Below are 15,474 nucleotides of genomic sequence, written 5' to 3' on the forward strand. Positions count from 1 at the left end.
GATGCGGCGGCTGGCGTTTGGGCTGGCGCTGGTCTGCGCCGCCGCGCGGGGCGCAGACGCGTCGCTGGAGGAGGACGCGCTGCGGCTGGCCGATCAGACCCGGATGGAGGATGACAAGCTGCGGGATCTGAAGCTTCAACTGGAGGCCGCCGCCTTGTCGCCGCGGCCGGGGGAGGACGGCCAGCGGCTGTCCTTCGATCTGCGCTGGGACGGCCGGCTGAGCCCGGCCTGGCGCGGCGTGCTGGCCAACCGGCTGGATTGGCGCTTCGCCGGCTCGCCGCGGCGGGACCACGGCGTCAACACCTTGAAGGAAGCGTATCTGAGCCGCGAGTTCGGCGTCGAGACGATGATGGACCTGGGGCGTATCAATACCCGCTACGGCGTGGCCGTCGGCTACAACCCCACCGATTTTCTCGGCGCGGGCACCGTGCGCTCGGTGGTGTCCGCGGACCCGGACAGCCTGCGGCAAAACCGCTTGGGCAACGCCATGCTGCGCTGGCAGAAGCTGTGGGACCGCGGCTCCTTGACCGCGATCTGGTCGCCCAAGCTGGGGTCGGGGCCGAATCCGGACGGTGCCAGCCTGGACTGGGGCGCCAGCAATCCCCGGCAGCGGCTGCTGTTGGCCGGCAGTTATCGCTTTGCGGAGAACCTCAATCCGCAATGGCTGCTGTTGCAGGAGCAAGGCCGTTCGCCTCAGCTGGGCTTCAATCTGTCGCGCGTGCTCGGCGACGCCACCGTGGTTTATCTGGAATGGGCCGGCGGTCGGCAGCGGACCGATTGGAGGCAAAGCCTGGGACGGCCGGATTCGGCCTGGCGCAATCGCCTGTCCGGCGGCTTGAGCTGGACCGGCGCCAACAAGCTGAGCCTGACGCTGGAGGGACAGCAGGACGGGGCGGCGCCGGACCGGGACGAATGGCGCGCGCTGCGCGCGAGGCCCGCGCTCTACGCCGCCTATCGGGCGGGGGTGGGCACCGGCGGCGGCCTGCCCACCCGGCGCGCCGCCTTGCTGCGCGCGCATTGGCAGGATGCGCTGGTGGACGATCTGGACGTGACCGCGATGCGCAGCTTCGACCTGGTGGACCACAGCGGCATGAATTGGGCGGAGGCCCGCTATCACCTGGGGCCGGCGGATCTGGCCTTGCAGTGGCAACGCTTCGACGGCGCGCCGGACAGCCGTTACGGCGCCAGCCCGGCGCGGCGGGTCTGGCAAGTGCTGTTCGACTATTTCTTCTGAGCGCCTGTTCACGATCCGCCTCGCTGCGGCGAAGCCTTGCAAACCCCTTCGAAATTCCCGTGCTTCGTACGGCTATTCCATTTTCTCCGCCGCAGCGCCCTGTCTTGCCCCGGCTCGCGACCGCGCGGACAGCCCTGAGTCGGTGCGCGTGATGACCGCCGCGCCGCGGGAAGGCATGGCGAGCGGCGGGGAAAGCAACCATAGTGATGTGTGGGCGACGCGATGTCGCTAGGCGTCGATAGGATCCTGACGGAGGGGGACGGGCATGGGCATGAATACGGCGGCCGCTTTGCAAACGTATCTGCGTTCCTGGAATACGGCGGGCTGCCTGCACGGCGTGGCCGCCGTCTCGCTGGCCGACGGCGAACGGGTGGCGGTGGCCGGCGGCATGGCCGATCCCGGCCTGGGCGTGGCCAACGAGAAGGACACCGTGTTTCGCATCGGCTCGCTGAGCAAGAGCTTCACCGCGGCCGCCTTGCTGCAGCAGGTGGCCCAGGGGCGGCTGGAGCTGAGCGACAGCCTGGAGCGCTTCTTCCCCGATTTCCCCAATGCGGCGGGCATCAGCCTGCATCAATTGCTGAATCACAGCGCCGGCACCGCCAATTTCACCAGCGCGGCCGAGTATTGGCCGACGCGGATGCGGCTGGCGCACCGGCCGCAGGAACTGCTGGACTGGGCGCACGCCTTGCCGCCGGCCTGCCCGCCCGGCATCGCCCACGCTTACAGCAATACCGGCTATTTGTTGCTGGCGGCCATTGTGGAGCGGGTCGCGGATCAGGACTTCGCCAGCTATCGGCAGCAATACCTGTTCCGGCCGCTGGGCCTGGAGCGCACCTATGTCGACGACGGCCGCGTCATCCTGCCGCAAGCCGCGCGCGGCCTGCATCCGGGAGCACCATGGCGCTACGCGGAACCTATGGACATGTCGGTGGCCTGGGGCGTTTACGATCTGGCCTCCAGCGCCGGCGATCTGTGCCGCTGGCTGGAGGCCCTGCAGCGGGGAGAGGCGTTGCCGGCCCGGCTGGCGGCCTTGATGCTGGACGTGGGGGCCTTGGAGTACGCCTACGGGTTTTACGGCGAGGACTGGACGCTGGCCGGCCGCCGGCAGCGGCTGGCCCAGCATTTTGGCGACGTCAACGGCTTCTTCGCCTTCATGAGCGTCTTGCCCGGTGGCGGCGGCGTGGTGGCGCTGACCAACGCCTTCGGCTCGCCGGTGGAGCGTTTGGGCAGGGATTTGGCGCGCATCGCCAGCGGAGAAACGCTGGAAGCGCTGCCGCCGCCGGGACGGCAGCAGCCGGACGAGCAGTTGTTCGTCCCCGGTCGCTATGAGAACGGGGAAGGGGCGTGGCTGGAGTTGTTTTACAACGAGCACGGCTGCTATGCGCGCAGTCCGCGCCGTTACGACCTGCCCATCGCCTACCCGTTGACGGTGACGGCGCAGACGCCGCAACTGGCGCGCGCCGCCGTGCTGCCGGAGACCTTGTTGATAGAGGAAGGGACCTTGCAATGGTGCGACGCGGAGGGGGTGACCAGGCGTCTGCGGCGGCAGTAGGCGGTTTGTCCGGCGGGATGGCGTGGTCTATCGTGAGAACAGACAAAACCAAGCCAGCTTTCGAGTCGAGGCCGAGAATTGACGGACTTTAAACAAGGGGCGCGGGGGTGGCGTTTCCGGGCCTTTCTCGCTGTCTTTCCATGGCGCGCGTGCGGGATGGGGGCTCTGGTGCCCTTGCTGGCCCTGTCCGCGCAATGGCTGTTGTGGGACTGGGTCCGCCCTTACGCCTGGTTCCTGTTTTATCCCGCCGTCTTCCTCTCCGCCATGCTGGGCGGGCTGGCCGGCGGCCTGGTCGCCACCGCCTTGTCGGTGCCGCTGGTCTGGTATCTGTTCATCCCCCCGCAATGGAGCTTCGCCATCGCCCGGCCGGCGGATGCCGCCTCCATTGTCCTGTTCGCGCTGTGCGGCTTGATGTTGAGCCTGTTCAGCCAGCGCCTGATCAGCCGCCGTTCGCGCTGGGCGGAGAGCGAACTGACGCGTCAGCAGGCCTTGTTGCACGCCATCATCGACAACTCCACCGCGGTGATTTTCGTCAAGGACGTGGACGGCCGCTATCTATTGGTCAACCAGCGCTATCCCGAGTTGTTCCATATCAGCGCGGAGGCCATGCGCGGCTTGCGCGACGAGGATCTGTTCCCGCCGGAGGTGGTGGCCAGTTTGCGCAGCGCCGACTTGGAGGTGTTGAGCAGCGGGCAGGCGCGCGAATACGAGGAGACGGTGCCGCAGGACGATGGCCCGCACACCTATCTGGTGTACAAGTTTCCCCTGCGCGACGCCAAGGGGCGAGCCTACGCGGTGTGCGGCATCGCCTCCGACATCAGCGCGCGTAAGCGCGCCGAGGCGGAACAGAGGCAGCGGGAGGAGTGGCTGCGGGAAATGAGCGCCATCGCCCGGGTGGGCGGGTGGTGGTTCGATCCCGCCAGCGGGGACGGCGGCTGGACCTCGGAAGTGGCCCGCATTCACGATCTGCCGGCCGACGAGCCGATCAACACCCGCATTGGACTGAGTTTTTTCCACGGCGAAGACAGACAGCGCATCGAGGAGGCCGTGCGCCGGGTGGTGGAGGAAGCCGAACCCTATGATCTGGAGTTGCAACTGCTGAGCGCAAGCGGCCGGCGCAAATGGGTGCGCGTGTCCGGCAGACCGGTGCTGGCGGACGGCAAGGTGGTGTCGGTGCGCGGCGCGATGCAGGATGTGTCCGAGCGCAAGGCCATGGAAAACGCCTTGCTGGAGAGCGAGGAAAGGCTGTCGCTGTTCATCGAGCACGCGCCGGCGGCGCTGGCGATGTTCGATCGCGACATGCGTTATCTGGCCGCCAGCCGCCGCTGGCTCGACGATTACCGTTTGGACGGCGAGACGCTCATCGGCCGATCCCACTATGAGGTGTTTCCGGAAGTCCCCGCCGTCTGGCGGGAGGTGCATCGGCGGGCGCTGGCCGGGGAGGTGATACGCGAGGAGGAGGACCGCTTTCTGCGCCTGGACGGCGCGGCGCAGTGGCTGTGCTGGGAAGTGCGGCCATGGCATGCGCGCGACGGATCCATCGGCGGCATCGTGATCTTCACCGAGGACATCACCGTCCGCAAATCCATGGAAGAAGAGCGCCACCGGCTGGCGGAAGCGCTGGATCAATCGGCGCAGCCGGTGGTGATGACCGACGCGGCCAAGAACATCTTGTACGTCAACGCCGCGTTCGGCGAACTGATGGGGTATCCGATGGGCGATTTGCTGGGCTCGTCGATCTCCCGCTTCATCCCGGACGACCCGGCGAGGAGGGCGGAACGGGCGGCGCTGGAACGGCAGGTGGTGGAACAAGGGCGCTGGAGCGGCGAACTGGCCCGCGTCGCCCGCAACGGCGAAATCATCCCGGTTTACGCCTCCGTCACCGCCATGCACGATCTGTCCGGCGCGTTTTGCGGCTTTTTCGGCACCTATAACGATTTACGGCCGTTGCGTGAAAAAACCCAGGCGCTGGCCAGCGCCGAAGCGCGGTATCGCAGCGTGCTGGATCATGCGGCCGACGCGGTCTTGGTGGCGGACGCGGAAGGGCGTTATCAGTACGCCAATCTGCAAGCCTGTCAGCTATTGGGCTATGAGGAAGCGGAAATCCTGGCGATGCGGGTGGGCGATTTCAGCGTCGACTCTGCGGCGGGCGACGCGCAGTCCTTGTTCCGGCGCCTGCTGTCCGACGAGCAGCTGAGCGCCGAGATGCTGTTGCGGCGCAAGGACGGCGCCGAGGTGCCGGTGGAAGTGAACGCGATCCGCCTGCCGGACGGCGGGGTCTACGGCGCTTTCCGCGACATCACTCTGAGACGGCAGGCGGCGGAACGGATCCGTCAGCTGTCGATGGCGGTGGAACAGAGCCCGGAGAGCGTCGTCATCACCGATCTGGAGACGCGGATCGAATACGTCAACGAAGCCTTTGTCCGCAATACCGGCTACAGCCGGGAAGAAGTGATGGGGCGAACGCCCAATCTGCTCAAGTCCGGGCTGACCCCGGCGGAAACCTATGCCGAACTCTGGGAGGCGCTGCAGGCCGGCAAGCCGTGGAAAGGCGAGCTGTTCAACCGGCGCAAGGACGGCAGCGACTATGTGGACTTCGCCCATATCTCGCCTATCCGTCAGCCGGACGGCAGAATCAGCCATTATCTGTCCTTGCAGGAGGATATCAGCGAGAAAAAACGCCTGGGCCTGGAACTGGACCAGCATCGTCATCATCTGGAAGAGTTGGTGGCGATGCGCACCGCCGAGGTGCGCGCCACCAGCGCCAAACTGCAAACGACCCAGTTCGCCATGGACAGCGTGGGCATAGGCATACATTGGGTGGACGTCGCCAGCGGGCGGCTGATCTACGTCAACCGCTACGCGGCGCAATTGCTGGGCTACGACATCGAAGACATGCTGCGCCTGAACGTGTCCGACATCGTGCCCGACACCACGCCCGACCTTTACGCGCGCACCGTGGAGCGCCTGCGGCAACAGAGCCGGGCGCAGTTCGAAACCTGGCAAAGAACGCGGGACGGGCGGCTGGTGGCGGTGGAGATGATTTTGTACTATTTGCCGGACACGCCGGGCGCCTCGGACACCATCATCGGTTTCGTCACCGACATCACCCGGCGCAAGGAAACCGAGCAGGCTCTGGTGCGCGCCAAGGAGGACGCGGAAGCGGCCAATCTGGCCAAGAGCGCCTTCGTCGCCAATATGAGCCATGAAATCCGTACGCCCTTGAACGCCATCATCGGTTTCACCCACTTGCTGATGCGCACCCAGCCGCGGCCGGAGCAGCAGGCCAAGCTGGAAAAGGTGCTGGTGGCCAGCGGGCATCTGCTCTCCATCATTAACGACATTCTGGATCTGTCCAAGATCGAAGCCGGCAAGTTGTCGCTGGAGCGGACCGACTTCTCCGTCGGGGCGCTGTTCGACCATGCGCGGTCGCTGATCGACGAAGCGGCGCAGGCCAAGGGCTTGCGCGTGGAGATCGATTACGCCGGCGTGCCGCCGTGTCTGCGCGGCGATCCCACCCGCCTGCGCCAGGCCTTGCTCAACTACGCCGGCAACGCGGTCAAATTCACCGAGCGGGGCACGATAGCCCTGCGCGCCCGGCTGCTGAGGAGCGAGGGCGAGCGCCTGCTGCTGCGCTTCGAGGTGCGCGACACCGGCATAGGCATTCCCGCCGACAAGCTGGCCGGCCTGTTCCAGGCGTTTCAGCAGGCGGACGATTCCACCACCCGCAAATACGGCGGCACCGGCCTGGGGTTGGCGATCACCCAGCGGCTGGCGGCCTTGATGGGCGGCGAAGTGGGGGTGGAAAGCCGGGAAGGACAGGGCAGCGTGTTTTGGCTGACCGCCTGGCTGACCCTGGGGCGGAGCGTGGCGGCCGAGCCCGCCGGCGTGGAGCCGGACGAGGTGGAGGCCGAACTGCGCTTGCGCGCGGACGCGCGGGTGCTGGTGGTGGAGGACGACGTGATCAACCAGGAAGTGGCGCTCTGGCTATTGGGCAGCGTCGGCCTGAGAGCCGAGCTGGCGAGGAACGGCCGCGAGGCCGTGGAGTGCGCCGCCGCGAGCGAATACGATCTGGTGCTGATGGACGTGCAGATGCCGGAGCTGGACGGCTTGGAGGCGACGCGCCGGATCCGGGCCATGCCGAGCTGGGAGCGGGTCCCGATTCTGGGCATGACCGCCAACGCCTTCGACGAGGATCGCCAGCGTTGCCTGGAGGTCGGCATGAACGACTTCGTGGCCAAGCCGGTGGACCCGGAACAGCTGTTCGGCTTGCTGCTGAAATGGCTGCCGTCGATGATTCCGCCCGAGAGGATCCGCGTCGATCCGACGCCGGAAAGCGGGCGCCGGGAACAGTTGATGAGGCTGCCCGGCGTGGACCTGGAGGCGGGCCTGCGCATCGTCGGGGACGACCTGGAGCGTTTTGAGCGCTTGCTGCGCAAATTCGCGGGCATGCACCGCGACGACTTGGCCAGGCTGCAGGGCCTGGCGCGGGCCGAGGAGGGCGAGGAGGCATGCCGTATCGCTCATTCGCTGAAAGGCGCCGCCGGCTCCTTGGGGCTGGTCCGCATCCAGACCGAGGCCGCCGCGCTGGAAGCCGTCTTGCGGCAAGGGCGGCTTGAGGAGGCTATGCCCGGCATGCAGGCGCTGGGCCTGGAGCTGACGGCCTTGTGCGCGGCCCTGGACGCCTTGCCGGCAATGGCATAAGCGCGCCAGATTCTGGCCTTTTCATGCAACTTGGCGCAGCTTATTGAGTCAATCAATAGGATGAAGTCATTTTTTCCGATGGCCGGCGGCCATTCCGGTCGCCGGCCGGGCGCGAAGATCCGGCCTGGCGTTGGACGCGAGGCAGGCTGGCGCCGATGCGCCGAGGACGCGGAAGGTTTCTCTACATGAATATCCCTTTAGGCACTATCGAAGGCTTCTACGGCAAGCCGTGGAATTGGGCGCAGCGGGAGCTGCTGGTCACCACGCTGGCGGCGCACGGCTACCGTTTCTATCTGTACGCGCCCAAAGCGGACGCGTATCTGCGCCGCCAGTGGCAGCTGGACTACCCGGCTGAGCAGGAGGCTAGGCTGGCGGCGTTCGCCGCTCATTGCCGGCGGCAGGAGGTTGGTTTCGGCATGGGGCTGAGCCCGTACGAAGCGTATCTGGATTTCAACGACGAGGCCCGCCAGGCGCTGGCGCGCAAGCTGGAGCAACTGCAGCGCATCGGCGTCAGCCAACTGGCCATCCTGTTCGACGATATGCGCGGCGATCTGCCCGATCTGGCGGAGCGCCAGGCGGAGATCGTCGCCTGGGTGCGGCAGCGCTGCGCGGTGGAGCGTTTGTTGGTCTGCCCCAGCTATTATTCCAGCGATCCGGTGCTGGACCGGGTGTTCGGCCAGCGCCCGGCCGGCTATCTGCAGCAACTGGGCCAGTGGCTGGCGCCGGACATCGATATTTTCTGGACCGGCGAGGAGGTGTGCTCGCGCGAAATCTCGCCTGGACACCTGCTGCAAGTGGGCAAATGGCTGGGCCGCAAGCCGGTGTTGTGGGACAACTACCCGGTGAACGACGGCGCGCGGATGTCGCAATACCTGCACCTGCGCGGCTTCACCGGGCGGTCCGCGGCCAACGCCGAGCTGCTGGCGGCGCATGGGATCAATCCGGCGCAGCAAGCCGCGCTCAGCCTGATTCCCGCGCTGACGCTGGCGGACAGCTACCGCTTGGGGCCGCGCTATCAATACGGCGCCTCGATGCGCCGGGCGGCCCAGGTGGTGGCCGGCGAGGAACTGGCCGACATGCTGTGGCGGGATCTGCTGCTGCTGCAGGACGTGGGGCTGGATCAACTGGGCGAGCGCGCGGCGGAACTGCGCGCGCGTTACGCGGCGGTGGAGCACCCTTGCGCGCACGAAGTGGTGGCCTGGCTGGATGGCGAGTATCGGATCAGCGAGCTTGAGGTGCAGACTCAGTAGGGAGGCTACTTGGCGTTACATGCCTTTACAACTGACTAACAGACGGGGGCGGGCCGGGACGCCTAGGATGAGCAGCAAGGAAACACCAAAGCCTGGCGTCGCGGCCGCACTGAGCAGACGGACGCCCCCCTGACCCGACTGGAGAATGTCATCATGAAAAAACTGAGCCTGATCGTACTGTCCGCCGCTTTCGCCCTGAGCTCCGCCGCCGGTTTCGCCGCCGAAGCCGCCAAGCCGGCTTCCGCCCCGGCCGCCAAAGCCGCTCCCGCCGCCAAGAAAGCGCAGCACAAGGCGGTGAAGAAGCACGCTTCCGCTCCGGCGCAGAAAGCCCAGGCGGCCAAGGCGGAAGCCTCCGCCCCGGCCAAGGCCGCCAAGAAGCCGGCGCAGCACAAGAAGCACGTCGCCAAGAAAGCCCACAAACAAGCGGCCTCCGCTCCGGCTCAGAAAGCGCAAGCGGCCAAGGCGGAAGCTTCCGCTCCGGCCAAGGCCGCCAAGAAACCGGCGCAGCACAAGAAGCACGCCGCCAAAAAGACCCACAAGAAAGCCGCGGCTTCCGCAGCCAAGTAAGCTGAAAGAGGCCGCGCTCAGCGCGGCCCGAACGGGGACGAAGGGAGGCTCAGGCCTCCCTTTTTGCATGCTCGCGGCGTGGATCGGGCGCCGTCCGGCCGGGCGGAATCAGCCCGCCGGCGCGGTGGCGGGGGGCTGCACGGTGTTGAGCAGCGGGGCGCAGGGATCGGGCCGCTCGCGCCAGAAGCGGCGTTCCAGCTCCGCCGCCGGCAGCGGTTTGCTGAACAGATACCCTTGCAGGGTGTCGCAGAACATATACGTCAACGCGGTGGCTTGTTCGTCGGTTTCCACGCCTTCCGCCACCACCCGGAGCTGCAGCGAATGGGCCAGCGCGATGATGGCGCCGGTCAGCGTCATCGCGTCCTGATCGTTCAGCATCGCGCGGACGAAGGACTGGTCGATTTTCAGCTCCTGGGTGGGCAGCTTGGCCAGATAGGACAGCGAGGAATAACCGGTACCGAAATCGTCGATGGAAATGCCCACTTGCATGTCGCGGATGCGGCGCAGCGTTTCGCCGCAGGTGTTCAGATTGTCCAGCACCACGGTTTCGGTGATTTCGATGTCTATGCCCGGCACGGCGGCGCCTTCGCTCAAGGCCTGTTGCAACTGTTCGGAGAAATCGGCCTGGCGCAGTTGCAGCGGGGAGACGTTGACCGCGATGCGCGGCGCCGGATAGCCGGCCTCCAGCCAGCGCAGATGGTCGCGCGCGGCCTGACGCAAGGCCCAGACGCCCACCTCCAGGATCAGGCCGGTTTCCTCCAGCAAGGGGATGAATTGCGCCGGCGACACCAGGCCGCGCTCCGGGCTCTGCCAGCGCAGCAGCGCCTCCACGCCGACGATCTGCCGCGACACCGCGTCCACTTTGGGCTGGTAGTGCAGCACGAACTCCTGGCGCTCCAGCGCCAGACGCAGCCGGTTTTCCAGCTCCAGCGTCACCGCGGCGCGTTCGCTCATCTCCTGACGGTAGAACAAATAGCGCTCATTGGTGCTTTGCGCCAGCTTGAGCGCGGCTTCCGCGTTCTCCAGCAGGCTTTCCGCGTCGGCGCCGTCTTCCGGGAAGATGGCGATGCCGAATTTGGCCGACACGCGCAATTGCTTGTCCAGGATGGCGATGGGTTGGGCGACGCAGTGTTCCTGCAACTGCATCACCTGACGCGCGATGTCCTCCTCGCTCTTGACCTCGGGGATGATCAGCGCGAAGCGGTCTATCTTGACGCAGGCCAGCAGCCGGGCCTCTTCGGTAAACGACTCCAGCCGCGCCGCCAGCAGGCGCAGCACCTGGTCGCCGGCCCAGCGGCCGTAGACGTCGTTGATGGATTTGAAGTGCTCGATGTCGAGGAAGATCACCGCCAGGCGGCGCTGTTCATGGTGGCTGGAGCTGATTTGCTGCGCCAGGCGCTCGTGGAACAGGCTGCGGTTAGCGAGGCCGGTCAGCTCATCGTAGTAGGACAGGAAGTGCAGCCTTTCCTCTTTTTCGATGTGATCCAGCGCGAAAGCGATGTCGCCGGCCAGTTCGGCCAGCAGCTGCATTTCCTCGTGGTCGAAGGCGTTGGCTTCGTTGGAGCACAGCGTCAGCGAGGCGGCGCGTTGTCCGGGCAGCGGCAGCGGCAGGCAGGCCAGCGAGCGGATGCCTTGCGCCAGCAATTGCTCGCGCGCCGCGTAGGGCAGCGGCGAGCCAAGCTGATTGCAGACGATGTTGCCGCCGCTGGCGATGGCGGCGGCGGACAGTTGCAGCAGCGCGTCGGCGTTGGGAGGCGGCTCGGTCTGTCCTTGCAGCGCGGCGATGCGGTGTTCGCCGTCGCTCCGGTCCAGCATGCTGATCCAGACCAGTTTGAACGCGCCGCTCTGGGTGGCGATGCGGCAGGCTTCGCGAAACAGTTCCTGGCGGTCGTGGCAGCGCACGATCAACATATTGATGCCGCTGAGGATGGCGTAAACGCGGTTGAGCCGTTCTATGCGCAGCCGCAGCATGGAGTGCTGCAAGGTGATGGCCAGTTGCTGGGCGAAGGCCCGGGCGATCTCCAGATGCTCGAAGCCATGCTGGGCAACCTCCTGGAAGGCCAGGTTCAAGGAGCCCAGCAACTGTCCTTCCGCCATCAGCGGCAGCCGCAGATAAGCGCGCACGCCGTGGCTGCGCAGCCATTTGACCAGCGCCGGCGGCTGCGCCAGCGTGGTGATGTCGTGCACGAAGCTGGGCTGTCCGCGCTTGAGTTGCTCCAGATCGCTCAAGCCATAGCTGGAGAAGGGGAAGCGGCTGTCGATCGGGATCTCGTCCTTGGCGTCGCACTCCAGCGCCAGGAAGATGGTTTCCTCGTGCCTCCAGTCGAACACCGTGGCCGACGCGCCCCAGAACGGCACCAGTTGCGCCAGCATGCGCAAGGCCTCCTGCGCGGTTTGCTGCGGGCTGGCGGCGGACAGCAGGGTCAGGCCCATGTCGCGCAGCGACTCCAGCTGCTGGCTGTGGCGTTTGAGCTCCTGTTCGGTTTTCAGCCGCAGGGTGATGTCGCGCATGATGGCGGTGTAATACTTCTGGCCTTCCACCTCCAGCTGGGACACCGAGGCTTCTGCGTAGAACTCGCTGCCGTCGGCGCGCAGCCCGCGCACGCCGCCGGCCGGCGCCAGGCTGCGGCTGACCGGGCCGTTCTGGCCGAAGCCGTGGATCCGCTGAGCGTGGCCGGGCCGGAGCGCTTCCGGCACCAGCATGTCTATCTGCCGGCCCAGCACCTGCTCGGCGCGATAGCCGAAAGCCTGTTCCGCCGCGGGGTTGAACAGGATGATGTTCAGATCGGCGTCGATGGTGACGATGGCGTCCATCGCGGTGTTGATGATGCCGGCGCGTTGCATCTCGCTGAGGCGGATCGCCGTGACATGCGTTTGCAACTGGTCCAGCATCAAGTTGAACTGGCGCGACACCGCGCGCAATTCTTGCGGTCCCAGTTCCGGGGCGCGCGCCTGCGCGTCGCCGTCGGCCACCGCTTGCGCGGTTTCGGCCAATCGGCGCGCCGGCCGCGTCAGCGCGCGGCTGAAGCTTTGCGCCAGCAAGCCGCAGAGCAGCAAGGTGACGATGCCGCTGGCCGCGCTCCAGCGCAGGCGGCTGTAGTAGGGCGCGAGCACCTCTTGTTCCGGCAGCGCGGCGATGATCAGCCAGTTGGCCTGGGAGAATTTGCGGTAGGAGTAAAGCCGCGACACCCCGTCGCGGCCGACGCCCAGTTCGAAACCGGAGGCGTTGCCGCGGATGCGAGCGATGGTGCGGGCGACGTTGATCGAGGTTTTGCCGTGCCACAGCGCGGGATCGGGGTAACGCAACAGAAAAGCCGCTTGCGAGCTCAGCACCGCGATGGTCAGCTTGCGGTCCAGCGTCGAGGGCAAGACCTGGGCCTGCAGCGTCAGCAAGTCCATTTGCACGGTCAGCAGACCAATGGGCCGGCCTTGCTCGTCGCGCACCGGATAGCTGGGCATTATCACCCAGCGCTGGGTGGCGGGCTCCAGCAAGGGCTCGCTGAGCATCAGTCCGGGCGCCGCCAGCGCGCGCTGGAACCAGTCGGCCTTGGTCGGCGGCGTTCTGACCGCGGGATTGGACGCGTGGCTGCAGACTTGCAGGCCGGTGGCGCTGCTGAGCGTCAGCTGGGTGGCGGAGGGAAAGCTCAGCGCGATGTCGCGGAACGCGACGGCGCATTCATCGAAGTCGAAGCGACGTATCGGCGTCCGCCTGCTCAACTGCGCCAGCACGCGTTCCAGTTCCGTGATCTTGCTCGCCAGCGCCTGGTCCACCTGGTCGGCCAGCACGCGGGTCTGATCCTGAGCGGCGTCGCGCATGTCGCGGGCCGATTCGAAGGCGCCGATGCCGATCAGCGCCGCGGCGGGCAGCAGGCAGGCCAGCGCGAACAGCAGCAACTGAGCGCGCAAGCCCAGTCCGCTGACGAAGGACAGAATGCGGTTCAGGCCTGCGCGCATGTGGCGGGTACTCTCCGGGGCTGGGGATACTCAAAAATTAGTTCCTGTCGCCGGAGGGGGCAAGTCATATGTATGCCAAATGCGTTGCCTGGGCCGCGGGCGTGCGGCCGCCCCCGCGCAAGCCTTGCCAGGCAAGGCTTTCACGGGGGAAATCCGGTGCTAAGTACTTACACTTAGACGGCTGGGGAGGGCGGCTTCCAACGCTCAGAGGAACATGCCGCCGGAGGCTTCCACGCGCTGACCGTTGACCCAGGCGGCGCCGTCGCTGAGCAGGGTGGCGATGGCGCCGCCGATGTCGTCGGGGCGGCCGACGCGGCCCAGCGCGGTTTGCGCGGCGATATGGGCGTTGACCTGTTCGTTGTCGCGCACCAGGCCGCCGCCGAAGTCGGTTTCAATCGCGCCGGGGGCGATGACGTTGACCGCGATGCCGCGCGGCCCCAGCTCCTTGGCCAGGTAGCGGGTCAGCACCTCCACGCCGCCCTTCATCGCCGCGTAGGCGGCGTAGCCGGGCAGGGCGAAGCGGGTCAGACCGGTGGAGACGTTGAGAATGCGGCCGCCGTCGGCGATCAGCGGCAGCAGTGTCTGGGTCAGGAAGAACGGGCCTTTGAGCTGGATGTTCATCAGTTGGTCGAACTGCGCCTCGCTGGTGTCGGCGAAGGCGGCGTGGATGCCGATGCCGGCGTTGTTGACCAGAAAATCGAAGTCGGCGCGTCGCCATTGCTCGGCCAGCGTCTGGCGCAGCCGCTCGGCGAAGGCGGCGAAGCCGGCGCTCTGGCCGACGTCCAGCGCCAGCGCGGCGGCCTGGCCGCCCAGTGCTTGAATCTCGGCGACCACCGCCTCGGCGTCGGCGGCGCGGCTTTGGTAGGTGATGACGACGTCCACGCCCTGGCGCGCCAGGTGCAGGGCCGCGCTTTTGCCCAGGCCGCGGCTGCCGCCGGTGATGACTGCGATTTTCTTGCTCATGGGAATCTCCTGTAGGGGGCGGGTGCAGGCTTGGACCCGATGAGCTCAGTTTATTGTATAGTTTTTGATAAACAAATATGATTATTTAAATTATAGTGTTCGTATATTGATAACAATTGGCGGCGGCATGAACAAGCTGGAAGCGATGCAGATTTTTGTCCGGGTGGCCGAGTTGTCCAGCTTCACGCAGGCGGCGGACAGCTTGGGCCTGCCCAAGGCCAGCATCTCGGTGGCGGTCAAGCAGACCGAATCCTGGCTGGGCGCGCGCCTGTTGCACCGGACCACGCGCAAAGTGCAGATGACTCAGGACGGGCAGGCTTTTTACGAGCGTTGCAAGGACGTGCTGGCGGACATGGACGAGTTGCAAAGCATGTTCCAGCGCGGCGAGGAGGCGCTGGGCGGGCGGCTGAGGGTGGACATGCCCAGCGGCGTGGCGCGCTACCAGGTATTGCCGAGGCTGGACGAATTCCTGCAGCGCCACCCGCGTTTGGAGCTGGAGCTGAGCAGCACCGACCGCAAGGTGGACATCGTGCGAGAAGGTTTCGATTGCGTGCTGCGCGTGGGGGAGCTTGGCGACTCCAGCCTGGTGGCGCGGCCGCTGGGACGTTTTCGGCAGCTCAATTGCGCCAGCCCCGGCTATCTGGCGCGTCACGGCGCGCCGGCCGGCCTGGAGGACCTGGCGCGGCACCAGCTGGTTCACTACGTTTCCACCCTGGGCGCGCGCCCGGCCGGCTGGGAGTGGCGGGACGGCAACGGCAGCCATTGGCTGGCCATGGCCGGCAGCGTCATCGTCAACAACGCCGACGCCTACCAGGCCGCCTGTCTGGCCGGGCTGGGCCTGATTCAGGCGCCGGAGTCAGGCGTGCGCCATTTGCTGGACAGCGGCGAACTGGTGGAAGTGCTGCCGGACTACCGCGCCGCGCCGATGCCGGTCACGCTGTTGTACGCCCACCGCCGCAACCTGCCGCGCCGGGCGCAGGTTTTCATGGATTGGCTGGCGGAGGCGCTGGCGCCGCATCTTGTGTGAATCGGGCGCAAACATGGCGGGCCGGGGCCAAGCTGCCCTATCATGGAGGCCGGTCAACCATTTTAGAACCTGTTTACGATCAGCTGCGCGTTGGCGATACGGCGTTGAAAACCCCTTCGAAATGCTCATGTACCGTGTGTACATTCCGCTTTCTCAGCGGTTTTCGCCTTGTCTCGCCTTAGCTCGCGAGATCGTAAACACGTTCTTACTTCGTCATATTCCC

8 protein-coding genes are annotated in these 15,474 nt (G+C 66.5%); 6 read left to right on the forward strand and 2 right to left on the reverse strand.

Features of this window, described 5'->3' with window-relative positions:
• Position 1: 1 nt before the first annotated feature.
• From AB1Z25_RS06985 to AB1Z25_RS07005, 5 genes are all read left to right on the forward strand, one after another.
• Entirely contained in the window at positions 2-1,234 is a 1,233-nt protein-coding gene (locus AB1Z25_RS06985; RefSeq protein WP_486636878.1) for a hypothetical protein, read from the forward strand.
• 265 nt (positions 1,235-1,499) lie between these two features.
• Positions 1,500-2,786: a serine hydrolase domain-containing protein gene (locus AB1Z25_RS06990; RefSeq protein WP_107800205.1), complete on the forward strand. Its 1,287-nt coding sequence runs from the start codon at positions 1,500-1,502 to the stop codon at positions 2,784-2,786.
• Between the two features lie 156 nt (positions 2,787-2,942).
• The gene (locus AB1Z25_RS06995; protein WP_486636879.1) at positions 2,943-7,490 is read left to right on the forward strand and encodes a PAS domain S-box protein; all 4,548 of its coding nucleotides are present in this window, start codon (positions 2,943-2,945) and stop codon (positions 7,488-7,490) included.
• Positions 7,491-7,675: 185 nt separating this feature from the next.
• Positions 7,676-8,740, forward strand: a complete 1,065-nt coding sequence (locus tag AB1Z25_RS07000) for a beta-N-acetylglucosaminidase domain-containing protein (RefSeq protein ID WP_107800202.1) — start codon at positions 7,676-7,678, stop codon at positions 8,738-8,740.
• A 153-nt stretch (positions 8,741-8,893) separates the two neighbouring features.
• Positions 8,894-9,307, forward strand: coding sequence for a hypothetical protein (locus AB1Z25_RS07005; RefSeq protein WP_227107660.1), 414 nt, complete (start codon positions 8,894-8,896; stop codon positions 9,305-9,307).
• A gap of 108 nt (positions 9,308-9,415) precedes the next feature.
• On the opposite strand, the gene AB1Z25_RS07010 is transcribed toward AB1Z25_RS07005, so the two are convergent.
• Together AB1Z25_RS07010 and AB1Z25_RS07015 are read right to left on the reverse strand one after the other, a co-directional pair.
• Complete coding sequence (locus AB1Z25_RS07010; protein WP_486636880.1) at positions 9,416-13,261, reverse strand: EAL domain-containing protein; 3,846 nt, start codon at positions 13,259-13,261, stop codon at positions 9,416-9,418.
• A 204-nt stretch (positions 13,262-13,465) separates the two neighbouring features.
• Positions 13,466-14,224 carry an SDR family NAD(P)-dependent oxidoreductase gene (locus tag AB1Z25_RS07015; protein ID WP_227103989.1) on the reverse strand — a complete coding sequence of 253 codons (759 nt, stop codon included), beginning with the start codon at positions 14,222-14,224 and terminating at the stop codon, positions 13,466-13,468.
• Positions 14,225-14,351: 127 nt separating this feature from the next.
• Here AB1Z25_RS07015 and AB1Z25_RS07020 point away from each other — a divergent pair, with 127 nt between their 5' ends.
• Positions 14,352-15,251, forward strand: coding sequence for a LysR family transcriptional regulator (locus tag AB1Z25_RS07020; RefSeq protein WP_486636881.1), 900 nt, complete (start codon positions 14,352-14,354; stop codon positions 15,249-15,251).
• The last annotated feature ends 223 nt before the right edge of the window (positions 15,252-15,474 follow it).

It is taken from the genome of Chromobacterium sp. HL1 (assembly GCF_057418835.1).